Genomic DNA, 22,565 nt, shown 5'->3' with positions numbered 1-22,565 from the left:
ACGGCCCCTGCGGGCCGTTGAAAAAGCACGGGGCGCAGCCCCTGCTTTTTCAGGGGCGCGGGGAACTGCGCGACCAGCCCCCACCGGACCCGCACTCTGAAGCCTCCAGGCCGGGCGGGCATGCTACCGCCGGCTCCGTACCAGCAGATACAGGAAGTACGGCGTACCGATCACCGCCGTCATCAGGCCGGCGCCCAGCTGCGCGGGGGCGATCACCGTGCGGCCGAGGAGGTCGGCCGTGCAGACGAGACAGGCACCGAGGAGAACGGCGACCGGAACCACCCGTACGTGCCGTCGGCCCACGAGGGCGCGCGCCGCGTGCGGTGCCACGAGGCCCACGAAGCCGATGGTGCCGGCCGAGGCGACGGCGGTGGCGCTGAGCAGGACGCTCACGACCAGGAATCCGAGCCGGGCCCGGGACAGCCGCAGGCCCAGGAGCCGGGGGGTGTGTTCGTCCAGGGAGACGAGGTCCAGCTCGGTGCGGCAGGCCATCGCGACGACCAGGCCGAGCACCAGCACGCACATGACGGGCAGGACGTCCGGCATGGTCCGGCCGTATGTCGAACCCGACAGCCAGGTCAGCGCCTTGGTGGCGTTGAACGGGTCGGTGAGCACGATGAGCAGGCTGATCAGGGCCGTGGTGCCGGCGGCCACGCCGATGCCGACGAGGACCAGCCGGTTCTGCTGGTAGCCGCCCCGGGCCGCCAGCCCGAAGACGACCACGGAGGCGAGCGCGGCGCCCGCGAACGCGGCCCCCGCGACACCCCAGCCCCCGGCGACGGGCACGGTGGTGACGAGCAGCACGGCGCCGAGCGCGGCTCCGCCGGAGACGCCCAGGATCGCCGGTTCCGCGAGCGGGTTGCGGGTCACGGCCTGCACCAGCGTTCCGGCCAGGGCGAGCGCCGCGCCCGCGCACAGCGCCGCGAGGACGCGGGGCACCCGGGTGTCGAGGACGAAGGAGACGGTCCGGCCGGCCCTCCCCTGGGCCCAGTTCGCGACGTCGCCGAGCAGGAGTTTGGTGTCGCCCAGCAGGACGCCGGCGATGGTGACGCCGACGGCCACGGCGACGAGGACGGCGACCGTGACCAGGAACGCCGTGCGGCTGGGGATGCGCAGCCGGTCCGGTGCCTCGGCCCCGGCCGTGTCCCGCAGCCGTAGCGCCATCACCACCAGGAACACCGCACCGGCCAGGCTGGTGACGACGCCGGTGGGTACGGCGACCGCCGTGTCGGAGGGGACGAGGGCCCGCAGGACGACGTCCGACCCGAGCACCAGCCCGGCGCCGACGAGACCGGCGACGGGCAGGGTTCCCCTCGCGCGGGCGAGTCCCCGGAAGCGGCGGGCGAGGGGGCGTACCAGGGCCGGGGCGCACAGGCCGACGAAGCCGATGGGCCCGGCGAGGGTGACGGCCGCCGCGGACAGCAGCGTGGCGAGGACGACGACCGTCACCCGGGTGGCGCGGACGGGGACGCCCAGCCCGCGCGCGGCGTCGTCGCCGAGGGCGAGCGCGTCGACCCGACGGGCCGTCAACGCCAGGCCGACGAGCCCGACGGCCACGAGGGGCAGCAGTTGCAGGACGCCGTCGAAGCCGTTCTGGCCGATGCTGCCCTGGTTCCACTGGTAGAGGCCCTCGGTCTCCTGCGGGAACAGCAGGAGCAGGCCTTCCGTCATGGAGTTCAGGCCCAGCGCGAGGGCGGTGCCGGCGAGGACCAGTCGTACGGTGCCCGTGCCGAGACCGGAGAGCGCGAGCACGACGGCCGCCGCCAGCAGCCCGCCCGCGAAGGCGACGCCGGAGGAGGCGAGCAGGGGCAGCGAGACACCGGTGACGCCGACGACGCCGAGCGCCAGATACGCCCCGGCGTTCACGGCGAGGGTGTCGGGCGAGGCGAGCACATTGCGGCTGACGGCCTGCAGCACGGCGCCCGCCACGCCGAGGACGACGCCGACGAGGATGCCGGCGGTCATACGCGGCAGCCGGGAGGCGATCACTACGGACGCGTCGCCCGGGTCGGCCCGCCCGGTCAGTGCCTTGAGCACCTCGGCGGGTCCGACGGCGGCGGTGCCCTGGGTGATGTCGACGACGGCGAGGACCGCGACCAGGAGGACGAGGCCGGCCGCCACCGTGGCCGCGCCCGTCCGGGTCGCGGCCGTCGGCGGACGGGTGGCGGGGGGCGTTGCGGTGACGGCCATGGCTCCGTTGCTTCTGCTTCCTCGTCCGGTCTGCGTCTTCGACCGGTCTGTCTCTTCGACTGGTCTGCGTCTTCGACCGGCCGGTGTCTTCAACCGGTCCGCGTCTTCGTCCGGCCTGCGTCTTCGTCCGCCGCTGCTCGCGCTACTTCTTCGTCAGCGCGTCGACGACGGCGTCGATGTACGCCTCCATCGACTCCGGGCCACCGAACATCCAGATACCGTCGGGCAGCCGGTGCACGTCACCGGACTTCACGAACGCGAGGGACTTCCACACGGCGTTCTTCGTCAGCTCCTTGGTGAAGGGGTTGCTGGTCTCGTCCTCGTCGTTGCCTATGTAGGCGAACTGGACGCCCTTCGGCAGGTCGGTGAGGCCCTCGACGTCGGTGGTGCCGAGGCCGTAAGCGGCGTCGCCCTTGACCTTCCAGGCGTTCTTCAGACCGATCCGCTCGTTGACGGCACCGATGAGCGAGCCGCTGGTGTACGGGCGCAGGGAGACCTGGTTGGCGTTGACGTAGCCGTCGGCGAAGGCGATGTCCGTGCCGTCGAGACCGGCGTCGGCGAGGGCCTTCTTGCCCTCGGTGACCTTGGCCTCGAAGCTCTCCTTGACCGTCTCGGCCTGGTCGGTGGTCCCCGTCGCCTTGGCGATGAGATCGAGGTTCTCGAACATCTGCCCGACCTGGTCGGAGGCGTCCGCGGACTGGATCCCCAGCACCGGGGCGATCTCGCGCAGTTGCTTCACGGCGGCGGGCGGCAGGTCGGAGGAGGCCACGATGAGGTCGGGCGCGAGGGCGGCGATGGTGTCCATGCTCGGCTCGCCGCGCGTGCCGATGTCCTTCGGCTCGTTCTTCAGCGGGACGGCCTGGTCCCAGGTCTTGTAGCCCTTGACGTCGGCGACGCCGACCGGGTCGACGCCGAGCGTGATCAGGAACTCGACCTCGTTCCACTCGGTGGCGACGACCTTGGTGGCCGGGCCGTCGAGTTCGACCTTCTTGCCGGTGGAGTCGGTGAGGGTGATGCCCTCGGACGGCTTCGCGGAGCTCTCGGCGGCGGGCTCGGTGGTGCCGCACGCGGCGAGGGTGAGCGCCGCGGCGGTGGTGGCGGCCGCGGCGAGCAGGAGGCGTCTCATGAGGTGGAGCCGAGCCTTTCGCTTGGGGTGGTGCGGGTGTGGTGACGGCCGATCGGGCGGGTGCGCAGCCGGCCGGTGAGAGGGTCGGTGTCGACATCGATGCGGATGCCGTAGACGGAGGTCAGTCGTTCCGGTGTCAGGACGTCCTCGGGTCGGCCCTCGGCGACGATCCGGCCCGCTTCGAGGAGCGTGATCCGGTCGGCGACGGCCGCCGCCTGGTCGAGGTCGTGCAGGACGACGCCTACGGCGATCCCGTGGTCGTCCGCCAGATCGCGGACGAGGTCAAGGAGTTCGACCTGATAGCGCAGGTCGAGATAGGTCGTCGGCTCGTCCAGCAGGAGTACGCCGGTCTCCTGGGCGAGGCAGCTCGCGAGCCACACCCGCTGCAACTGCCCGCCGGAGAGGTGGTCGGCGCCGCGCTCGGCGAGGTCGGTGACACCGGTCAGCGCGAGCGCCCGGTCGACCGCGGCCGACGCGTCCGGGTCCCGGCGGCCGAAGCGGCCCCGGTAGGGGTAGCGGCCGAACTCGACGACGTCCCGCACGGTCAGCCCGCTGGGCGTGGGCCGTCCCTGCGTCAGCAGGGCGACGTGCCGCGCGAACTCACGGGAGGTCAGCGCGAGGCCGTCCGTGTCGGCGTCGATCCTGAGCGCGGCTTCACGGGCCCGCTGCAATCGGGCGATCGTCCGCAGGAGCGTCGACTTCCCGCTGCCGTTGGGACCGACCAGCACGGTCACTTCACCGGGCCGGAGGTCGATCGCGACGTCGTGCACGACGTCGACACCGTCGTACGACACGGTCACGCCCGTGGCTGACAGTTCGTGACCGCGGAGCCTCGGGGTGTCGGCTGCTTCCTCACCAGATCTCACATGCGAAGGTTAGCCTAACCTAAATTATGGCCGACGGGGGTGCCCCTTCGGCTTGTTTCAGCCGGTCTGCCATGACGCCGGATCCCACACTCCGGAGCGGCGCAGCGACTGCGGGCAGTGCAGATAGATCTCGTCGATCTCCAGGACCAGCGCCAGCGTGGGCCGCCGACCCTCCAGCGCCATCGCGTCGAAGAACGGGGCGTCGGTGAGGATGCGGGCCCGGCCGTTGACCCGCAGGACCTCCTTGCTGCCGGGGATCAGATAGAGCAGGCCGGCGTGCGGGTTGTCGAGGATGTTGTGGAAGCTGTCGCCGCGCCGGTTCCCCGGCCGGTCGGGCAGGGCGATCGTGCCGGGACCGATGACATGGGTGAAGCCCGGCGCGTCCCCGCGCGGGGAGACATCGCAGCCGCCCCGCGCGTCGGAGGTGGCCAGCAGACAGAACGGCGAGCGGGCCAGGATGCCCCGGTCCTGCTCGGTCAGCCGGTCGTGGACCTTCTCGATGACCACGGGCCAGGGCTCGCCCAGCAGTTCACGCAACTCCTCGCGCGACTCCAGCCCGACCCAGCCCTCCTCGCCCACGGCATCCGGCCCGCCCTCTGCGGTGATCTCGATCGTGCGCGGCAAGGCCGACCCCCAAAGTGCGTGCGTCCAGCGGCGGTTGCGTCTCGAACCCGCATCCGAAAGTTAGGCCAGCCTAACCTCGTGATCGTGGCACGGTCCAGGCAACCGGGCCCGGCCCACGACGCCCGGGGGCCGGACCCGGCCCCACGACACCGGGACCGGGCCTGGCCCCATGACACCCGGGACCGGCCCCGAAGCGCGCCGGCCGCTATCGGCCCCGAAGCGTGCGCGGCGGCTACCGGCCCCGGCGACCCGGGCCGACCGGCACGGCCAGGAGCACCAGCCCGAGCGCGAGAACGCCCAGCCCGCACCAGGAGACGGGCGACAGTCGCTCGTCGAGGACGGCCACGCCCAGCACCGCCGCCACGGCGGGCTCCCCGAGGGTCAGCGCGGTGGCCGTCGACGCCGGAGTGCGGCGCAGCCCGTGCCCGAAGAGCCGATAGGCCAGGCAGACGGTGAACACCGCGAGGTACGCCGCCACCGCCGCCCCGCGCGTGGTGGTGAGCCAGTGCGTGCCGGCGAACGCCACGAGCGGCAGAACGAGCAGCCCGGCCGCGCCGAACAGCACCCCCATCACCGCGTCCGACGCGTGCCCGCGCGTGATGAGTGTGCCGCCGATCGACGAGTAGACGGCGTACGACAGTCCCCCGCAGGCGGCGAGCGCGACGCCGGTCAGATCCATCGTCCCGGCCTGCCCGGTGAACCGGGGCCCCAGCACCAGCAGGGCGCAGCCCAGCACGGTGGCCGCGGTGGCTCCGGCCCAGCGTGCGGTGGGCCGGGCGCGCCCGGTGATCCAGGACAGCAGTCCGGCGAAGACCGGGGCGCCGCCCAGCGCGATCACCGTGGCGGTCGCCACGCCGGTCCGGGCCACCGCCGGGTAGTAGGCGACCGGATAGCAGGCCACCGCCGCCGCGCCGAGGACGAGCAGCCACCGCTCGGAGCGTGTGCAGGACGCGGGCAGTGAGCGGGCCCGCCGGGAGGTGAGGAACAGCAGGATGCCGCCGAGAGTGAGACCGGCGCAGCCGATGGCCGCGGCCGGGGCGCCGGCCGGTGCCAGCGAGCCGACGGTCCCGCTCGTGCCCCACAGCACGGCGGCGACAAGGATGGGGGCGGGTCCGTCGAGGCGGGGGGTACGAGAAGGGCGCGGGGCGGCGGTGGCCGGGCGCGCGGGAGTCAGGGGGGTCGTGCGGTTCGGCACAGTCGTGAACTTCCGTCGTCGAATGCGTCTGGGACTGGATTCGAAACGGGCGCACGACAAAAGCCCCTGACCGCCCTGCGGGTCGGTTGGGGCCGGGAGTCAAACCGTCGGTGTCCGCGCCCGGTCAGGCGCGGAGCGGCGGCAGAACGACGTGCCAGTAGGTGTTCACGCCACGAATGTACTACGCGGGCAGCGGGCGGTCGTTGACGATCTGTTTCATGACCAGCGTGGATGTCAGGCGTTGGACACCCGGCAAGGTGGCCAACCACTGGTCGTAGAGCTGCTGAAAGGCCGTCAGGTCGGTGGTGACCACACGGAGGAGGTAGTCGGGCTCGCCGAAGAGGCGTTGGGCCTGCACCACGTGCGGGATCGCGGCGACGCCCTCCTCGAAGGCGGTGACCTCGTCCCGGTTCGCCGAGCGCAGGGTGACGAACACCAGCGCCTCGAAGTCCAGGCCGACCGCCGCCGGATCCACGACCGCGCGGTAGCCGCGGATCACGCCCGCGCGTTCGAGATCGCGCAGCCGCCGGTGACACGGCGAGACGCTCAGCCGCACGCGGGCTGCCAGTTCGGTCACCGTCAGCCGGCCGTCCGACTACAGCTCGGCAAGAATCTTCCGGTCCAGGTCGTCCATGAAGAAGACTCTCCCCCTCCACCCCCGTGATCGGAGAATCTTTGGAAACACTTTCGCCCGGAAAGTTCCTACTCTTCCCTCTCGTACGGCGTACCGCACGTACGGGACAGAGACGGAAGAAGAGGGATCGACTCAGCATGGACATCGGCACCGTGGTGGCCTTTCTCGCGGTGGACCTCCTCCTGGTCCTCACCCCCGGCGCCGACTGGGCCTACGCGATCGCGGCAGGACTACGGGGCCGGGCACTGCTCCCGGCGGTCGCCGGACTGGTGACCGGATACGCCGGATACACCCTGCTCGCCGTGGCCGGCCTCGTGGTGATCGTGGCCGGCTCCCCGCACCTGCTCACGGCGCTGACCGTCCTCGGGGCCGGCTGTCTGATGTGGCTCGGCCGGGGTGTCCTCGTGCGTCCGGCGACACCGGGCGCGGACACGAAGAACATGGCGGGCACGGAGACCACGGCGGACACCGGCCGGCGGACCATGCTGCGCGGAGCGGGAATCAGCGGCCTCAATCCCAAGGCGCTGCTGCTGTACTTCTCCCTCTTCCCCCAGTTCATCGACCCGGCGGCGGGCTGGCCGGTCGCCACCCAGACCGGTCTGCTCGGCACGCTGCACATGGCGTGCTGTGCGGTGGTCTACCTGGGCGTGGGCCTGCTGGCCCGCACCGCGCTGACCACCCGACCGACGGCGGCCCGGGCCGTCACCCGGACGAGCGGCGCCATGATGATCGCCATCGGTGGGTTCCTGCTCGTGGAACGCCTGGCGTGACCACCGACCGGGCACCGCGCCCCCTGCGCACACGTCACGCGTCCTGCCGCACGGCCGCGTCGAGGAGGGGGCCGAGTTCCCGGGCCACGGTCGTCAGCGGGCGTACGTCCCGCTCGGCGCGGGCCATCAGGATCGCCCCCTCCAGCGCGCCGACCATGAGCGTGGCGAGCGCTTCGGCCCGCGCCTCCGGCACCCCCATGTCCACCAGGGCCCGCGCCACCGGCCCGGTCCAGGTGGCGAACGCGGCGGCGGAGGCCTCCCGCGTCGACGGGGTGGACTCCGCGCAGTCCACGGTGGCGGCGGCCACCGGGCAGCCGCCCGCGAAGCCCCCGGCCTCGTACTCGTCGGTCCACTGACGCACCATCTCGGCGAACAGCGCGCTGGGCGTCCGCTCGTCCAGTACGGCCAGGAAACGGGCGACGCGCCGGCCGGCGTAGCGGCCCGCCCACCCCACCGCCTCGTTGACCAACTGCTCCTTGCCGCCGGGGAAGTAGTGCTGAAGGGAACCACGCGGCGCCCCGGCATGCGCGGCGACCTCGCGCATCCCGGTGGAGGCGACCCCGTCGCGCCGGATCAGCTGCGCCGCGCTGAAGACCATCCGCTCGCGCGGGCCCCGTTCGTCCACAGCCATGTCCGACCTCCACCACCACGACGACGCGAGTGCTCGGCACCACCCTATGACCGCCGTCATAAACGGGACTACTATGACCGCTGTCATAGTCGGCGGCAAAGCAGCAACAGCAACGAAAACTGGCTCAACGTCGGCAGGAACCAGACAGGAACCAGAAAGGCGGCGCCTCGTGTACGTCGGTTTCGTCGGTCTCGGTGTCATGGGACAGCCGATGGCCCTCAACCTCGCCCGCGCCGGAACACCCCTCGTCGTCTGGAACCGCACCCCCGACCGGTGCGAGCCCGTACGTGCGGCCGGTGCCGAGGTCGCGGCGAGCCCGTCCCTGGTCTTCGACCGGGCCGGGACGGTGATCCTCATGCTGGCCGACGAGACTGCCGTCGACACGGTCCTGGCACGCGGCACCCCGGACTTCGCCGCGCGCGTCGCCGGACACACCGTCGTCCACATGGGCACGACGTCGGCCGAGTACTCGGCGGCTCTTCGGGACGACATCCGGGCGGCGGGCGGCCGGTACGTCGAGGCCCCGGTCTCCGGTTCCCGCGTCCCGGCGGAACGGGGCGAACTGGTGGGGATGCTGGCGGGTGACGACGATGCCGTGGCCGCCGTACGGCCCCTGCTCGCGCCCATGTGCCGGGAGACGTTCGGCTGTGGCGCGGTCCCGGGCGCGCTGCTGATGAAGTTCTCGGTGAACCTGTTCCTGATCACCCTGGTCACCGGCCTCACGGAGGCGTTCCACTTCGCCGACCGGCACGGGCTCGACCAGCGCCTGCTCCGGGAGGTGCTGGACTCGGGGCCGATGGCCAGCGCCGTGTCCCGGATGAAGGGACCGAAGCTGCTGGACCGCGACTTCACCGTCCAGGCGGCCGCCGCCGACGTCCTCAAGAACAACCGCCTGATCGCGGAGGCCGCCCGCAAGGCCGACCTGGCCTCACCCCTCCTCGACATCTGCCACACCCTGTACGGCGAGACCGTCGAACTGGGCCACGGCGGCGCGGACATGGTGGCCGTACTCCACGCCCTGGAGGCCCGGACCGACGGCACGTCACCGGCCCCGTGACGGGAGCCGTGCGCGCGGCCGGATGAGCACCGATGCCATGGCCGACGCCTTTCCGCACGGGCCCCCCGTCTCCGCTCAGGCCAGACCGAACCTCTCGGCGTGCACCTGCCGGCGGGGGACCTTCAGGCCGCGCAGCCCGCTGAGCACGGCCGAGGTCATCGCGGGTGGACCGCAGACGTACACGTCGCGCTCGGTGATGTCGGGGACCAGGGCACGGAGGCCCTCCGGTTCGAACGGTGGCCTCCCCTCTCCCCTGCGGCCGGTGAGCAGATGCAGTCGGCCGCCGCGCGCCGCGACCAGGGCGCGTACCTCGTCGACCAGTACGGCGTCCCGCTCGCTGCGCACCCGGTAGAGCACGACGACGTCCCCGGGCGGTTCCTCCTCCAGCAGGGCTCGGACGGGCGTGATCCCGACCCCGCCGGCGATCAGGACGGCACCGGGCCGGGTGCGATGCAGGGAGGTGAACGCGCCGTACGGTCCCTCGACGAACACGCGGGTCCCGACCGGGACATGCCGCAGGCCGGCGCTGGTGCTGCCGACCGCCTTGGCCGTCAGGCGCAGCCCATGGCCGTCGGGGGCCGTCGACAGCGAGAACGGGTTCGCCGACCACCAGTGGTTGTGCCCGGGGAACCGCCAGATGCAGAACTGCCCTGCGCGGGCCGGCAGTCGGTCGAGGTGGCGGCCGGTGATGTGGACCGACACCACGTCGTGCGACTCCGGCACCACCGCCACGACCCGGAACCGGTGATAGAGGTTCCGCCACACCGGCACGACGACGCGCCCCGTCACCAGGGCACCGAAGGCGAACAGCCACAGCGCCCACCAGTAGAGCTTGGCCGGCGCGGACGAGTTGAAGGTGGTGGTCTCCAACAGCTGGTGCACGAACGCCAGTCCCAACGCCAGGTAGAGCAGCAGGTGCAGACCGTGCCAGGTCTCGTACCGCAACCGCCGCCGCACCTGACGGACGGAGACCGCGGCGACCACGACGACGAACGCCGCGGCCCACATGCCCAGCAGAGAGGCGGGCACGCCGGCCAGCGCGAAGAACGTCTTCACCGTCGACGCGTCATCGAGCCGTGCGTACCCGAGCACCACCAGAAAGGCGTGTGTGAGGACCGTCCACAGCAGGGTGAAGCCCACCCAGCGGTGCCACACCGTCAGCCGGTCCATGCCGATACGGCGGTCCAGCCAGGGCAGCCGGGCCACCAACAGCAGCTGGAACAGCATCAGTACGGCTGCGTGCAGCCCGAAGAACTTGGCGACCGTGAGCACGCCGTTCTTGCCGGTGCCGGCGGTGACGAAGAGAACCTCGACGATCACCAGGTTGACGAGGACGAACGTCCACAGCGCCCAGCGCGCCGCGACCACCGGAAGTACGGTGCCCCGCCGGACGGTTGGTGAGCCGGTAACCCCCATTGCTCCCCCTCACGGATCGCGACCGGAGCGTACGGCCGAGTACGCGCGCCGGTCGTCGCAACCGCGCGCACCGACGGCCGACGCCACCGGGCCACGCGCTGGAAGGGGGTTACCCGAGGAGGAGCCGCTTCACGCTCCGCCGGGCCCGCGCCGCGCCCCGAACTCCAGTTCCCTGACCTGGCGGTGTGTCCAGGACGGAACGGACCGCCCGAAGGACGACGACGCCGGGGCACTTGTAGGCTTCGCTCAGCATGGACACGGCGGGGGCGGAGCACATGACGACTGAGTCGGCGCAGCGGTGGGGGTCGACCCTCGATTCGGTGGTGGTGTACGCGCAGGGCGCGCTCTGCCGCCGTCTGGCCCGTGGCATCGTGCCGCCCGACGGCCGAGTACGGGTGACGGGACTGCCCCGCTCGCTGGACCCCGGTTCGCTGCGGGCCCGCGTCCTGGGCGCCCCCGGGGTGCGGGTCACCGAGGCCCGGGTGGACGTCGAGGCCGAGCCGGTCGGCGCGGGCGCGCCCCACGAGTCGCGGCACGAGGTCGAGCGCCTGCGGGACGAGCACGCGGCGGCGCGGGACCGCCGGGACCGGCAACTGAGCCTGATCCAGGAGATCACGGCGCTCCGCCCGGTCCCCCCGGCCCGCAAGCGCGACGACCCGCACCGCCGCACCCCGGTCGACGCGTGGCTGGAGCTCGCCGACTTCGTTGACGAACGGCTGACGGGACTGCACCTGCGCCTCGCCGAGCTGGAGGAGGCGCTGCTCGACGTCGAGCACCGGCTCACCGTCGCCGCCGACCGGCTCGCCCGCGCCTCCACCGACGCACCGCAGGCACATGTGGAGACCACGGTCGGCGCGCTCCTGACCCTCGACACCGTCGACACCCTCGGCGGCACCGGCGAGGCGCGGCCGGAGGTGGAAGTGGAGCTGGAGGTCGAGTACGGGGTGCCGGGCGCCGTCTGGGTACCGGCCTACCGTCTCTCGTACCGTCAGGGCGACGGCACCGGCCGTCTGGTGCTGCGGGCCTCGGTCGCCCAGCGGACCGGCGAGGACTGGACCGGTGTACACATCGCCCTGGCCACCGCCGATCTCCGGCGCCGTACCGATCTGCCGAGGCTCCGCTCGATCCGGATCGGACGCCGTCAGCCCGCCCCCGCGCCCTCCGGCTGGCGCGAACCTCCGCCCGGGCTCGCCGACCTGTTCACCGGGTACGCGGCAGCCGGCCCCCGCCCTGTCACACCTTCCGCGCCGGGGGCTGTCGTGGCCGGCGCCGCGCCCGTCTCGGCGTACCGTCCCCTTCCGGTCCCACCGCCTCCCCCGCAGGCAGCCGCTGTGTACGGAGGGCCGCCGCCGGTCGCGCCCGCGGCTCCCGGCGGCGCGTTCGGCGCTGCCCCGGAAGCCTTCGAAGGCGCGATGCCCGCCCTCCCGCAACCGGCCGCGGCGCCACGGGCCGGGGCTCGACCGGGCAGCAGGCCGCCGGGGGCCGGGGCCGCCCCCGCCCCCAAGGCACCCGGCCGGGCCTCGGGACCGCCCCCGCAGGCACCGGTGTCCGGCCCGCCGCAGCCGAGCGACGCCGAACTCGACTACGCCGCCCTCGTCCTGCGCGGGCCCGAGGAGCAGGCCGGCCGCAGGGGCCGGCTGTTCCCCGGCTCCGCCCACGACCCGGTGGCGGCCGAGTACCGCCGCCGCGCCGAAGCGGTGGCGGCCCTGCCGCTGCCCGGACATGCCGTACGGCCCCGCGAGTCGGCGGGCTCCTTCGACCACCGCTTCGATGCCGCCGCCCGCGCCGACATCCCGTCGGACGGCACCTGGCACACCGTCACCGTCGGCGAGATCCCGGTCGGCCTGCGCACCGAGTACCTCTGCGTGCCGTCCGTGGAGCAGACCGTGTACGCGACGCTGGTGCTCTCCAACGCCACCGACCAGGCACTGCTGGCCGGCCCGGTGGAGGTCACCGTCGACGACGACTTCCTCCTGACCGCCGCGCTGCCCACACTCGCCCCCGGCGGTGTCCGCCGGGTCGGGCTCGGGCCGGCCGAGGGCATCCGGGTCACCCGTCGCACGAACCAGCGCGAGTCGACCTCGGGCCTGCGCGGCAACACCACCGTGCTCGACCACAGCGTCCACGTGGAGCTGGCCAACCGGCTCGCGAGGCCCGTCACCGTCGAGGTCCACGAGCGGGTGCCGGTCACCTCCGAACCGGGCGTCCGGATCGACGAACAAGCCGACTGGACGGCGCCCGAGGAGGGCACGGGGCCCGATCACCACGCTCCGGGCACCCGCGTCTGGCGCCTGGACCTGCCCGCAGGCGCCACCGCCGCCCTCGACGGCGGCTACGAGATCCGCATCCCGACCGGCAAGGCCCTGGCCGGCGGCAACCGCAGGAGCTGACACACCCCATGCCCACGGCCCCGAAGCCGATCGCCCTGCCCGTCACCGCCGTCACGTGCCTGGAGGACCGCGCCCACGTCGAGCGCGCCACCGTGCTCGATCTGGAGGCGGGGGTCCAGCGGCTGCGTCTGGGGCCGGTCAGCGCGCTGGCCGTCGACCGGACCCTGCACGCCGAGCTGACCGCCGATCACTCCGCGACCGTGCTCGACGTGCGGATCGTCCGTAGCTGGACGCCGCGAGGACCGCTGGCGCCCACCGACGACGACTCCGCCCTGCGCCACCGCGTCCATGCCCTCGAAGAGGAGCGGCCGGACCTGGAGCGGCAGCGTGACCGGCTGCGGGCCCGCCTCGACCTGCTCGGCCGCCTCGCCGCCGATCTGCTGCGGGAGATCGGCGAAGGCGCCGGCTTCGGGGAGAGCGAACGGCCCCGCTGGGCCCGCGAACTGGACCGGATCGACGAGGAGCGCGACACGTACGGCGAGCGACTGCGCGCCGTGGAGGCCCGGTTGACCGCTCTGACGGCCGAACTCGGGGAAGCCCGGCGGGCCATGGACCTCGCCGAGGAGCAGCCCGCCGAGCTGGTCGGCCATGTCGAGCTGACCGTGGAGGCCGAGGCCGCCGGACCGGCCGGGCTGCGTCTGACCCACCTCACCCCGTGCGCGCTGTGGCGGCCCGCCTACCGTGCCGTGCTCGACGGGGACTGCCTGACGCTGGAGACCGACGCGATGGTCTGGCAGCGCACCGGGGAGGACTGGTCGGACGTACGGCTGACGCTGTCGACGGCCCGCTCGACGCTGGCCGGCGATCCGCCGCGGCTGAGCGAGGACCGGCTGACGCTGGTCGACCGCTCCGCGGCGGAGCGCCGCACGGTCGACGTCGAACTGCGCGAGGAGGAGATCGGGGACCTCGGCCCCGCCGCCGTGCACGGGCTGCCCGGGGTGGACGACGGCGGCGAGGCGCGGGTGCTGCGATCCCCCGCGCCGGTCTCCGTGCCCACGGACGGCCGCGCCCACCGGGTGCCGGTCTCCGTGTTCACCACGGCCGCGAGCAGCGAATACGCCTGCTCGCCGGAGGTGTCGCCGCTGCTCACCCAGGTGGTGCGGTTCGACAACCGGTCCGGTCACGCACTGCTCGCCGGGCCCGTGGAGCTGGTCCGCGGCAGCGGCTTCAGCGGCCGCGGCACGCTGGACTTCACCGCCCCCGGCGCCCCCGTCGAGCTGGCCTTCGGCAGCCGCGACGACTACCGGGTGGCCCGGCGCACCGAGGAGTCCCGTGACTCCACCGGCATCACCCAGCGGACCGTGGTCACCCGCACCGTCCGGCTGGATCTGTCCCGGTTCTCCGCCCCCGGGGAGCACGGCGAGCGGCTCGTCGTCCTCCGGGAGCGGATCCCGGTCTCCGAGGTCTCGGCGGTGGAGGTACGCCTGCACAAGGACGCGTGCTCCCCGGCACCGGACGTGGTCGACGCCGAGGGCATCGCCCGCTGGGACGTCGCCCTCCCGCCCGACGGCCACCGCACCGTCACCCTGGTCTACGAGCTGACGGCGAGCGCCAAGGTCACCGGGCTCTGAGGCCCGGGCCCGGTCAGGACACGGTCACTCCCAGACCACCTCCCGGCCGATCTCTCGCACCGGCACCGGCACCGGCACGACGCCGTATCGCCGAAGGAGAGTCCTGACCATGACCGCCGACATCCGGCAGCCGGTCAGTCCATCAGCTGGGCCGCGACCGTCGCCCCCAGTTCCCAGCACGCTTCGACATCGGCCTTGCTCGGCTCTCCGGTCACGACGACGGCCGGGGCCTGACGTCGCCAGCCCAGGCCCGTGGTGATCGACTCGATCCCCCGCACCGCCCCGGTGACGTCGCTGCCGCCGTGCACGTAGTAACCGAAGGGCCGACCGCGCGCGGCGTCCAGACAGGGGTAGTAGACCTGGTCGAAGAAATGCTTGAGGGCGCCGGACATGTAACCGAGGTTCGCGGGGGTGCCGAGCAGATAGCCGTCGGCGGCCAGCACGTCGGACGCCGTGGCGGACAGTGCGGGGCGGCGCACGATCCGGACGTTCTCGATCTCCGGCGCCGACGCTCCCGAGACGACGGCTTCGAACATCGCCTGGCAGTTGGGCGACGGTGTGTGATGGACGATCAGCAAGGTGGCCACGCCCCGAACCATACGATTACTCGTCATGGACTGGTTGGAGCGCGTCGCGAAGCTCAGACAGTGGACGAGGAGCGGAACGCGCGCTCCGCACAAGCCACTCCTGCTCCTGCACGCCCTCGGCCGCTTCCAGGAGGACCCCGACGCCGAGTCGCGCTACAGCGCGGTGGAGCAGGAACTGAACCGTCTGCTGACCGAGTACGGGCCGCCCCACAAGACGTCACCGGCCTACCCGTTCCACCATCTGGTCAGCGACGGTGTGTGGGAGGTGCGTACCGACCGCGGGCACGGCAGTCCCGGGAGCGGGGTGCGGGATCTCCGGGAGACGGGTGCCACCGGCCGGCTCGCGCCGGACCTCCGCACCGCGCTGCGCGGCGAACCGGAACTGCTGGGGCGGATGGCGAGATTGCTGATCGATCTGCACTTCCCGCCCTCCCTCCACGGTGAGTTGTGCGAAGCGGTCGGCCTGGAACTGGAGCCGGCGGAGACCGAGCGGCTCCCGGCCGTACGCAGGCAGCGCGACCGGCACATGCGCGAGCTGGTCCTGACCGCCTACGAGTACCGGTGCGCGTTCTGCGGCTACGACGGCAGGATCGGCACGGTGCCGGTCGGGCTGGAAGCCGCGCATGTGCGCTGGTGGGCGCTGGGCGGTCCGGACGACATCGACAACGGGCTGTGCCTGTGCTCGCTGCACCACAAGCTCTTCGACAAGGGCGTCCTCGGGGTCGACGACGGCCACCGTGTCCTCGTCTCGCAGCGCTTCGTCGGCCACAGCCCCGCTGCCCGCGACCAGGTCATCGCGCTCGCGGGCCGTCCGCTGGTCGGCCCCCAGCCGGGCATGCCCCCGGTCGCGGCCGACCATCGTGCCTGGCACACCGGCCAGGTCTTCCACGGCGCCCCACGCCCCGCCCCGGCGGCCTGACGGGCCGGGGCCGGTGGCGCCCGGCTGCTCAGCTGCGGCGTTCGGCTCGCTGCGGGGCCGGAGGGGAGTACGGTTGCGGTATCGAGCGCATCTCGCATGCCGTCATCCGTTTCGGCGTCGCCCTCGGGGAACGGCAATGGCCGGACCACATCGGATCCGGCCAGAAAAGAGCCGCCATCATGCCTCCAGACGCGTACCCTCGCGCCGGCTTCCACGTCTTGTTCCACCCGCTTCACCCGTTCCGCGCCTCGCGGTAGCGGGATCTCCTGATTCCCCAGGTGTTCCCCAGCATTCCGGCGCCGCGCGCACGCTCTGGACCGACCAAGAGGACGCAGGACATATGTACTCACAGGACGCGATCTCCGGCCGCCGCCGCGGCCGCCCCGAACCGACCCCCGAGATGATCTCCGGGCTGGCCTGTCTCATCTGCGGCACCGACTACCGCAACGCACCGGACGCGCGGGCGGTGGTGGTCTCGCACCGCGACGACAAGCAGCAGCTCGCCTGCCACGGGACGTGCGCCCGGATGGCGAGCGGGTCGGTCACCGGCCTGGACGAGGCCCCCCTCCCGATGGCCGAGCGCCTGCGCAGGCACCAGCCCGACCGCACCTGACCCGGCATCCGGCATCCGGCACAACAAGCATCACAAGCACGACAAGCACGACGACAATGAAATGACGAGGAAGCGCATGAGCCTGATGAGTCTCGGAGTACTCGCCTCCTCCCGCAAGGAGAACGAGTTCCGTCTGCCCTTGCACCCCGGCCACCTCGACCGGGTCGCCCCGGACGTACGCGAGAGGATCTTCCTCGAAGACGGTTACGGCCACCGGTTCGGCGTCGCCGACGACGCGCTGCGACCACTCGTGGGCGGCCTGCGCTCCCGCGAGCGGCTCATCGCCGAGTGCGACGTGTTGCTGCTGCCCAAACCGATGCACGAGGACATCGCCGAGCTGCGCGAGGGCCAGGTGCTGTGGGGTTGGCCGCACTGTGTGCAGGACGAGCGGATGACCCAGCTCGGCATCGACCGCCGGCTGACCCTCATCGCCTGGGAGGCCATGAACCACTGGACCTCCACGGGCGCCTTCAGCGTCCATGTGTTCCACAAGAACAACGAGCTCGCCGGCTACTGCTCGGTGCTGCACGCCCTCCAGCTCGGCGGGCGGACCGGGCACTACGGCCGCCGTCTGCGCGCGGTGGTCATCAGCTTCGGAGCCACGGCGCGCGGAGCGGTCACGGGCCTGGGCGCGATGGGGGTCACCGACGTCACGGTGCTCACCCAGCGTGCCGCCGCGGCGGTGGCCTCGCCGATGCCCTCGGTCGTGATGGGCCACTTCGAGGAGGAGGAGGACGATCCGACGCGCCTGCGGGCGGTCACCGCGGCCGGTTCCGTGCCGCTGGCGGAGTACCTGGCCGGGTTCGACATCATCGTCAACTGCGTCCTGCAGGACACCGACGCGCCGCTCATGTTCGTCGACGACGAGGAACTCGCCCTGTTCCGGCCGGGCACCTTCTTCGTCGACGTCGCCTGCGACGAGGGCATGGGCTTCGCCTGGGCCCGCCCGACCACCTTCGGCGAGCCCATGTTCGCGGTGGGGCAGGGCTGCCACTACTACGGGGTCGACCACAGCCCGTCCCACCTGTGGAACTCCGCCACCTGGGAGATCAGCGAGGCCCTCCTTCCCTACCTGCGCAAGGTGATGAGCGGCCCCGAGGTCTGGGAGAACGACGCCACGGTCAGAAACGCCATCGAGATCCGCGACGGCGTCGTCCGCAACCCGAAGATCCTCTCCTTCCAGCACCGGCAGGCCGCCTACCCCCACCGCTCCACGGCACCGCACACCTCCGCGCAAGCGGCCTGACGGCCTCGGCCGCTGGACAAGTGCGGGAGCCCGCGACCGGCGGTGGTGTCGTCAGCAGCGCACCGGGGGTGTTCATCGGTAGCGCACCGGGGGTGTCGTCAGAAGCGCACCGGCAGCTCCAGCAGCCCGCGGGAGCGCATCGACGGCCGCCACCGCACCTCGTCCGGCGCGACGTCGAGGGCCAGACGGGGGAAACGGTCGAGGAGCGCGGCGAGCGCGACCTCGGTCTCCAACCGGGCCAGGGGTGCGCCGAGGCAGTAGTGGATGCCGTGGCCGAGGGCGAGATGACCGGTGGCGTCACGGCCGAGGTCGAGCCGGTCGGGTTCGGTGAAGCGGTGCGGGTCCCGGTGCGCGGCGGCCAGGGACAACAGGACGGTCTCACCGGCCGGAATGGCGACCCCACCGATCGTGATGTCCTCGGTGGGGAAGCGCCGGATGGCCAGGGGTACCGGACCGTCGTAGCGGGCCAACTCCTCGACCGCGCCACCCAGCAGACCGGGATCGGCGCGGAGCGCGCTCAGTTGGTCGGGGCGGCTGAGCAGGGCCAGGGTGGCGTTGCCGATCAGGTGGACGGTGTTCTCGTACCCCGCGAACAGGATCAGGAAGGCGAGCGACACCAACTCGTCCTCGCTCAGCCGGTCCTCGTCGTCGCGTACGGCGATCAGCGCGGAGAGCAGGTCGTCCGCGGGCGCGGCACGCTTGTCGCCGATGAGCTGGGTGAAGAAGGCCAGCATGCTGCGGACGGCCTCCTTCGCCCGCTCCGGTCGCGCCGGGTCCGGGGCGATCAAGGTGTCGGTCCAGGACCGGAAGTCGTGCCGATCGTGCGGAGCCACGCCGAGCAGGTCACAGATCACGGTGATCGGCAGGGGCGCGGCGTACGAGGCGATCAGGTCGGCACGGCCGTGCGGCTCCATGGCGTCGAGCAGTGAGCCGGCGGTCCGCATGATGGGTTCACGCAGACGGGCGACACGGCGCGGGGTGAACGCCCGGGACACCAGGCCCCGGATGCGGGTGTGGTCCGGCGGGTCCATGTTCAGCAGGTTCGCGTCCAGCGCCGGCGGCAACGCGAGCCCGTGGTAGCCGCCGGGCTTCGCGTTGCGCTTGTCGAGGGAGAGCCGGGGGTCGGCGAGTGCCTGGCGTACATCGCCGTAGCGGGTGACCAGCCAGGCCGGAAGCCCGTCCGTCCCGGTGATGCGATGAACAGGCCCGGCCTCGCGAAGCCGCGCGTACACCGCGTACGGGTCCGCGAGCAGTTCCGCGGGGTCAACTAGGGGCGGCTGACTGGGCGTTGTGATGGCCATGAACTCCACCCTAGCCAGCCGGAACCCCCGAATCGGCCTCCGGCGGACCGACACACGCGCACCGCTCCCGAACCGACTGAATCGCTACGGTCCGGCCGTCTCCCGCGGTCAGTCCCTGCCCGCGTAGTACACCTTGACGACCTCTGTTCTCGGCGGGATCGAGTCGTCGCCCCGCAACACCGCTGCCTCGTCCATGGTCTGGACCGTCCAACCCGGTGCGGAGGTGTCGAGGAGCGGTGTTCGTGGTCCCTGCGCGACGATGATGCTGGTGTCCCCGCAGTAGTACATGACCACCATCTCCTCGGGCAGAGAGGTACCTGCCCCGCCGGTCCTGAGCCGGCAGCGCGTTCCGTCGGCGAGTTCCATGGCCCACGGGATGGGTTCGGTCTCCGGTCCCGTGGCCGGGACGGGCCCGTCGTTCACGACGTACTGGAGGAGTCTCTTCTTCCAGGGGTCGTCACCGCAGAGCAGGGTCGTCCGGTCGTCCTTGACCCAGCAGACGTCTGCCGTGGCGGCGTTGGGGGAGCAGTAGACGATGTCCGGACTCTTGGCGGCGGGAGAGGTGAGGCACCCGAGCACGGAGTCTTCCGGCCCCGTCCGATCGACGACCGTGTAGCCCTGCCGTGCCTCTCCGGTCGCGTCCACCGCCACGACGGTGACCGCCTCGGTGCGGACCTTGGGCGGCGGCGCCCCCGTCTCCTCGGCGCAGGTCTCTCTGGCCGCCTTGTCGGCGGGGCTGGTGGTGCTGACGCAGACGGTTCTGGCGCTGTCGGCCCGCACCGTGCAGGACGTGGCCTCGGGGCCTTCGTCGCAGCCCCAGTAGAGGATGGACGCCCCTTCCGGTAACGGTCCGGTCGGCTCGACGCCGATGGGACCCCGTTCGCCCTTCTTGGACATGACGACGCTGGTGCAGTCGGTCGAGCCGTCCTGGATCAGGCAGTCGTCCTGCTTTCCTTCCGGCATCGACACCTCGACGACCCGTGTGGTCACGGTGACCTGTACGGGGACCGTCTCCGGAGCCAGTGCCCGCTGTCCGAGGACCACTCCGACGCCGGTGACGACGGCCAGCCCTCCGCCGATGACGACCTTGGCGGTCAGGCCCAGGCCGCCCTTGACGCCGGCCGCGGTCACCCCCTTGGCGCCGGCGGCGGTCGCCGTGGCGGGGTCGACCGGCGGCATGGACGACAGGCCGCCGGACGGATCCTGGGCGAACTCCGTACCGAAGTCGCCCGTGGAGCCCGCGTCCTGACCGGCCGTCGGATCCTGCGAAGCCGTGCTCTCGTGACCGGCGGTGGCATCCTGCGGAGCCGTGCCCTCCTGACCGGCGGTGGCATCCTGCGGAGCCGCGCTCTCCTGTCCGGTGGGCTGCGACGCCGACCCGGTGTCCGGCCCGCACAGATCCCCGGCGTCCTCGGCCGTGCCCGCGTGACCGCTGTCGCCGAGCCGGCGCCAGATCTCGGCGGCCGCGGCGAACGCCGCCGCCGCGGCCGCCCGTCTGCCGGTGACGAGTCGGTGGATGCCCTGCTCGTGCGTGAGATAGGCCAGGGCGCCGTGGTCGCGGGCCCGTTCGGCTGCCGTCCTGCCCAACTCCAGTACGCGCCCCCACACACCCAGCCGCAGCGAGCAGGCGACCACGGGGGCCGCCGCGCGCGCCAGCCCGGCAGCCGCGCCCGCGGCGCCCGCACGTGCCGCCGCGTCGATGGCGGCGGTGATCAGCGCGCCGTCACCGGCCACACCGACCGGGGAGCGGTCCGGCCCCTCCACCCAGTGCCGCAGCCGTTCGCACAGCGCCGTCAGCGCTGCGGTGTCCAGGTCCAGACGGGCGGGCAGGGCGGCCCCCACATCGGCGGAGATCCGTAAGCCGAGCACGGTGGGAACGACCAGCCCCAGGGTGACCAGCCGCTCGTACGAGTCGGCTGCCGCCGCAGCGCCGGCCGTCTCCTCGGCACCGGTCGTCTGCTCGGGGCCTGCCACCAGCGCGGTCAGCAGGCCGGGGCTCACCCCGCCGGCCCCGGCCAGGTCGAGCAGCGAGAGAACCTCCTGCTCGGCCGCCGTCAACTCGGCGAGTACGTTCGGCAGCAGGTCCGCCAGCTCGGCGGGGTGGTGCAGGCGTTCTTCCGCGACGGCGCGCAGCAGTTGCCCCGGCGAACCGGCCGTCGCCCGCCAGAGCTCGGCGGCGACCGGCAGTTCGTCCGCGCGCAGGGGGCGGCCCAACTGCTGGGCGAGCAGGGCCGACGCGTCGTCGTGGCCGAGTCCGCCCAGCGGCAGTGTCGGGCCCTCGCCCCACAGACTGCGCTGGGCGGCCGAGTACAGCACGGCCGCGGCGGTGACCGTGTCCAGCACCACGTCCAACTCGGCCGAGGAGCACTCCAGATCGTCGAGTACGAGGCTGATGCCGACGTTCGCCATCAGCCGCCGCAGCTCGATCGCGCCGGGCCGGTACCCGGGGGCGTCGTAGCAGGCCTCGAAGACGTCCTGGAGCACATCTCCCGTGTCCCGGCTCGCGGCGTCCACGAACACCACGCCGTCCCGTCGGCCGCTCAGCCGGTGGGCGGCCATCCGCAGCAACGTGCTCTTCCCGGTCCCCGACGGGCCGTACACCTGCATCGGGCCGCCGGCGTCCATCCCCGCCTCGATCGCCGCCAGCTCTTCCTCGCGGCCCACGGCCGTACGGTGGCGGCGCGGCAGCAGCTGTGGATCGTCCCGCCGCCGGCACTCGGGGCGCTGTGCCGGGGTGAGGATGGTGACGACCGACTGCTCGGCGGAGACCACGATGTTGTGGTCCCCCACCACGACCTGCCCATGGACGTCTCCGCTGATCCGAACCCGGTCTCTGGAGTCCTCCATCAGCGGCCCGGTGCGTCGCTCTCGGGCCGCTGGGCGCCGAACTGGCGGTCGTACTCGAGGGCGAACTGGTCGCCCGCCTGGTACACGAGCTGCCCCACGACGGGATCGCCGATCAGAGTGGTCACCGCCCCGGCCAGTGCGGGCAGCGTCCGCAGGAACCAGTTCCGCACGTACACCATGACGGAGACATCCGGTTCCTCCGCTGTGACGGCCTCCTCCAGCTCGTCCAGCCGCTCCCGCGCCCCCGGCCCGCCCTGCCCCAGCTCGGCGAGTTGGACCCGTACGCGCTCGAACTCCTCGCGCAGTCGGTCGAGTTGCTCCTCGGTGACTGGTGCCGCGGCCTCCTGCGGCCGCTCGGACCGGATCACCGTATTGTGCGACCCCACCACGAACTGCCCTGCCACATCCCGCGCTCGCACGTCATAACGGCCGCCCTCCGCAGGCGCCGGCTCGGTCGTCATCCGCTCCCCGTTTCTCCACCGCAGACTGGCAACACACCGCGATCCATCAGCGTATGCCAGGGCTAATGCTCCGGGACAGCCATCGGCTCGTCGGGCACAGCCGTTCGCCCCACCGGCGCAC

19 protein-coding genes are annotated in these 22,565 nt (G+C 72.6%); 7 read left to right on the top strand and 12 right to left on the bottom strand.

The window, feature by feature from the left end:
- Window positions 1–123: 123 nt before the first annotated feature.
- The 6 genes from ABT147_RS36620 to ABT147_RS36595 all read right to left on the bottom strand — a co-directional run bounded on the left by ABT147_RS36620 (window position 124) and on the right by ABT147_RS36595 (window position 6,584).
- The gene (locus ABT147_RS36620) at window positions 124–2,190 is read right to left on the bottom strand and encodes an iron ABC transporter permease (RefSeq protein WP_351414460.1); all 2,067 of its coding nucleotides are present in this window, start codon (window positions 2,188–2,190) and stop codon (window positions 124–126) included.
- Window positions 2,191–2,332: 142 nt separating this feature from the next.
- Complete coding sequence (locus ABT147_RS36615) at window positions 2,333–3,316, bottom strand: iron-siderophore ABC transporter substrate-binding protein (protein ID WP_351414457.1); 984 nt, start codon at window positions 3,314–3,316, stop codon at window positions 2,333–2,335.
- Window positions 3,313–4,182: an ABC transporter ATP-binding protein gene (locus ABT147_RS36610; protein WP_351414455.1), complete on the bottom strand. Its 870-nt coding sequence runs from the start codon at window positions 4,180–4,182 to the stop codon at window positions 3,313–3,315. The genes ABT147_RS36615 and ABT147_RS36610 overlap by 4 nt, the downstream gene beginning before the upstream one ends.
- 57 nt (window positions 4,183–4,239) lie before the next feature.
- Window positions 4,240–4,806, bottom strand: a complete 567-nt coding sequence (locus tag ABT147_RS36605; protein WP_351414453.1) for an MSMEG_1061 family FMN-dependent PPOX-type flavoprotein — start codon at window positions 4,804–4,806, stop codon at window positions 4,240–4,242.
- 232 nt (window positions 4,807–5,038) lie between these two features.
- Complete coding sequence (locus ABT147_RS36600) at window positions 5,039–6,001, bottom strand: DMT family transporter (protein WP_351414451.1); 963 nt, start codon at window positions 5,999–6,001, stop codon at window positions 5,039–5,041.
- A gap of 181 nt (window positions 6,002–6,182) precedes the next feature.
- Entirely contained in the window at window positions 6,183–6,584 is a 402-nt protein-coding gene (locus tag ABT147_RS36595; protein ID WP_351414465.1) for an Lrp/AsnC family transcriptional regulator, read from the bottom strand.
- 188 nt (window positions 6,585–6,772) lie between these two features.
- Here ABT147_RS36595 and ABT147_RS36590 point away from each other — a divergent pair, with 188 nt between their 5' ends.
- Window positions 6,773–7,405 carry a LysE family translocator gene (locus ABT147_RS36590; protein ID WP_351414449.1) on the top strand — a complete coding sequence of 211 codons (633 nt, stop codon included), beginning with the start codon at window positions 6,773–6,775 and terminating at the stop codon, window positions 7,403–7,405.
- 34 nt (window positions 7,406–7,439) lie between these two features.
- Here the strand turns inward: ABT147_RS36590 and ABT147_RS36585 are convergent, their stop codons facing one another.
- Entirely contained in the window at window positions 7,440–8,036 is a 597-nt protein-coding gene (locus ABT147_RS36585; protein WP_351414446.1) for a TetR/AcrR family transcriptional regulator, read from the bottom strand.
- A 169-nt stretch (window positions 8,037–8,205) separates the two neighbouring features.
- Here ABT147_RS36585 and ABT147_RS36580 point away from each other — a divergent pair, with 169 nt between their 5' ends.
- Complete coding sequence (locus ABT147_RS36580) at window positions 8,206–9,093, top strand: NAD(P)-dependent oxidoreductase (RefSeq protein ID WP_351414444.1); 888 nt, start codon at window positions 8,206–8,208, stop codon at window positions 9,091–9,093.
- A gap of 75 nt (window positions 9,094–9,168) precedes the next feature.
- On the opposite strand, the gene ABT147_RS36575 is transcribed toward ABT147_RS36580, so the two are convergent.
- A complete protein-coding gene (locus ABT147_RS36575; protein WP_351414442.1) occupies window positions 9,169–10,509 on the bottom strand; it encodes a ferredoxin reductase family protein in 1,341 nt (446 codons plus the stop codon).
- A gap of 275 nt (window positions 10,510–10,784) precedes the next feature.
- Between ABT147_RS36575 and ABT147_RS36570 the strand changes: the two genes are divergently transcribed.
- Both ABT147_RS36570 and ABT147_RS36565 read left to right on the top strand, forming a co-directional pair.
- Window positions 10,785–12,899, top strand: coding sequence for a DUF4139 domain-containing protein (locus tag ABT147_RS36570; RefSeq protein ID WP_351414440.1), 2,115 nt, complete (start codon window positions 10,785–10,787; stop codon window positions 12,897–12,899).
- Between the two features lie 8 nt (window positions 12,900–12,907).
- Window positions 12,908–14,470: a mucoidy inhibitor MuiA family protein gene (locus ABT147_RS36565; RefSeq protein WP_351414437.1), complete on the top strand. Its 1,563-nt coding sequence runs from the start codon at window positions 12,908–12,910 to the stop codon at window positions 14,468–14,470.
- A 134-nt stretch (window positions 14,471–14,604) separates the two neighbouring features.
- Here the strand turns inward: ABT147_RS36565 and ABT147_RS36560 are convergent, their stop codons facing one another.
- Window positions 14,605–15,057: a flavodoxin family protein gene (locus tag ABT147_RS36560; protein WP_351414435.1), complete on the bottom strand. Its 453-nt coding sequence runs from the start codon at window positions 15,055–15,057 to the stop codon at window positions 14,605–14,607.
- A gap of 25 nt (window positions 15,058–15,082) precedes the next feature.
- Here ABT147_RS36560 and ABT147_RS36555 point away from each other — a divergent pair, with 25 nt between their 5' ends.
- The 3 genes from ABT147_RS36555 to ABT147_RS36545 all read left to right on the top strand — a co-directional run bounded on the left by ABT147_RS36555 (window position 15,083) and on the right by ABT147_RS36545 (window position 17,835).
- Window positions 15,083–15,976, top strand: a complete 894-nt coding sequence (locus ABT147_RS36555) for a phosphorothioated DNA-binding restriction endonuclease (protein WP_351414433.1) — start codon at window positions 15,083–15,085, stop codon at window positions 15,974–15,976.
- Between the two features lie 340 nt (window positions 15,977–16,316).
- Window positions 16,317–16,589: a hypothetical protein gene (locus tag ABT147_RS36550; RefSeq protein WP_351414430.1), complete on the top strand. Its 273-nt coding sequence runs from the start codon at window positions 16,317–16,319 to the stop codon at window positions 16,587–16,589.
- 76 nt (window positions 16,590–16,665) lie between these two features.
- Window positions 16,666–17,835, top strand: coding sequence for a N(5)-(carboxyethyl)ornithine synthase (locus ABT147_RS36545; protein WP_351414427.1), 1,170 nt, complete (start codon window positions 16,666–16,668; stop codon window positions 17,833–17,835).
- 98 nt (window positions 17,836–17,933) lie between these two features.
- Here the strand turns inward: ABT147_RS36545 and ABT147_RS36540 are convergent, their stop codons facing one another.
- The 3 genes from ABT147_RS36540 to ABT147_RS36530 all read right to left on the bottom strand — a co-directional run bounded on the left by ABT147_RS36540 (window position 17,934) and on the right by ABT147_RS36530 (window position 22,444).
- On the bottom strand, window positions 17,934–19,136 hold the full coding sequence (locus ABT147_RS36540; RefSeq protein WP_351414425.1) for a cytochrome P450 family protein: 1,203 nt from the start codon (window positions 19,134–19,136) through the stop codon (window positions 17,934–17,936).
- Between the two features lie 108 nt (window positions 19,137–19,244).
- Window positions 19,245–21,983, bottom strand: coding sequence for an AAA family ATPase (locus tag ABT147_RS36535; protein WP_351414422.1), 2,739 nt, complete (start codon window positions 21,981–21,983; stop codon window positions 19,245–19,247).
- Window positions 21,983–22,444 carry a hypothetical protein gene (locus ABT147_RS36530; protein ID WP_351414420.1) on the bottom strand — a complete coding sequence of 154 codons (462 nt, stop codon included), beginning with the start codon at window positions 22,442–22,444 and terminating at the stop codon, window positions 21,983–21,985. The genes ABT147_RS36535 and ABT147_RS36530 overlap by 1 nt, the downstream gene beginning before the upstream one ends.
- Window positions 22,445–22,565: the final 121 nt, after the last annotated feature.

The sequence above is a fragment of the Streptomyces sp. NPDC001868 genome, assembly GCF_040297125.1.
Taxonomy (GTDB): Bacteria; Actinomycetota; Actinomycetes; order Streptomycetales; family Streptomycetaceae; genus Streptomyces.
This window is presented reverse-complemented; position numbering and strand designations above follow the sequence as displayed.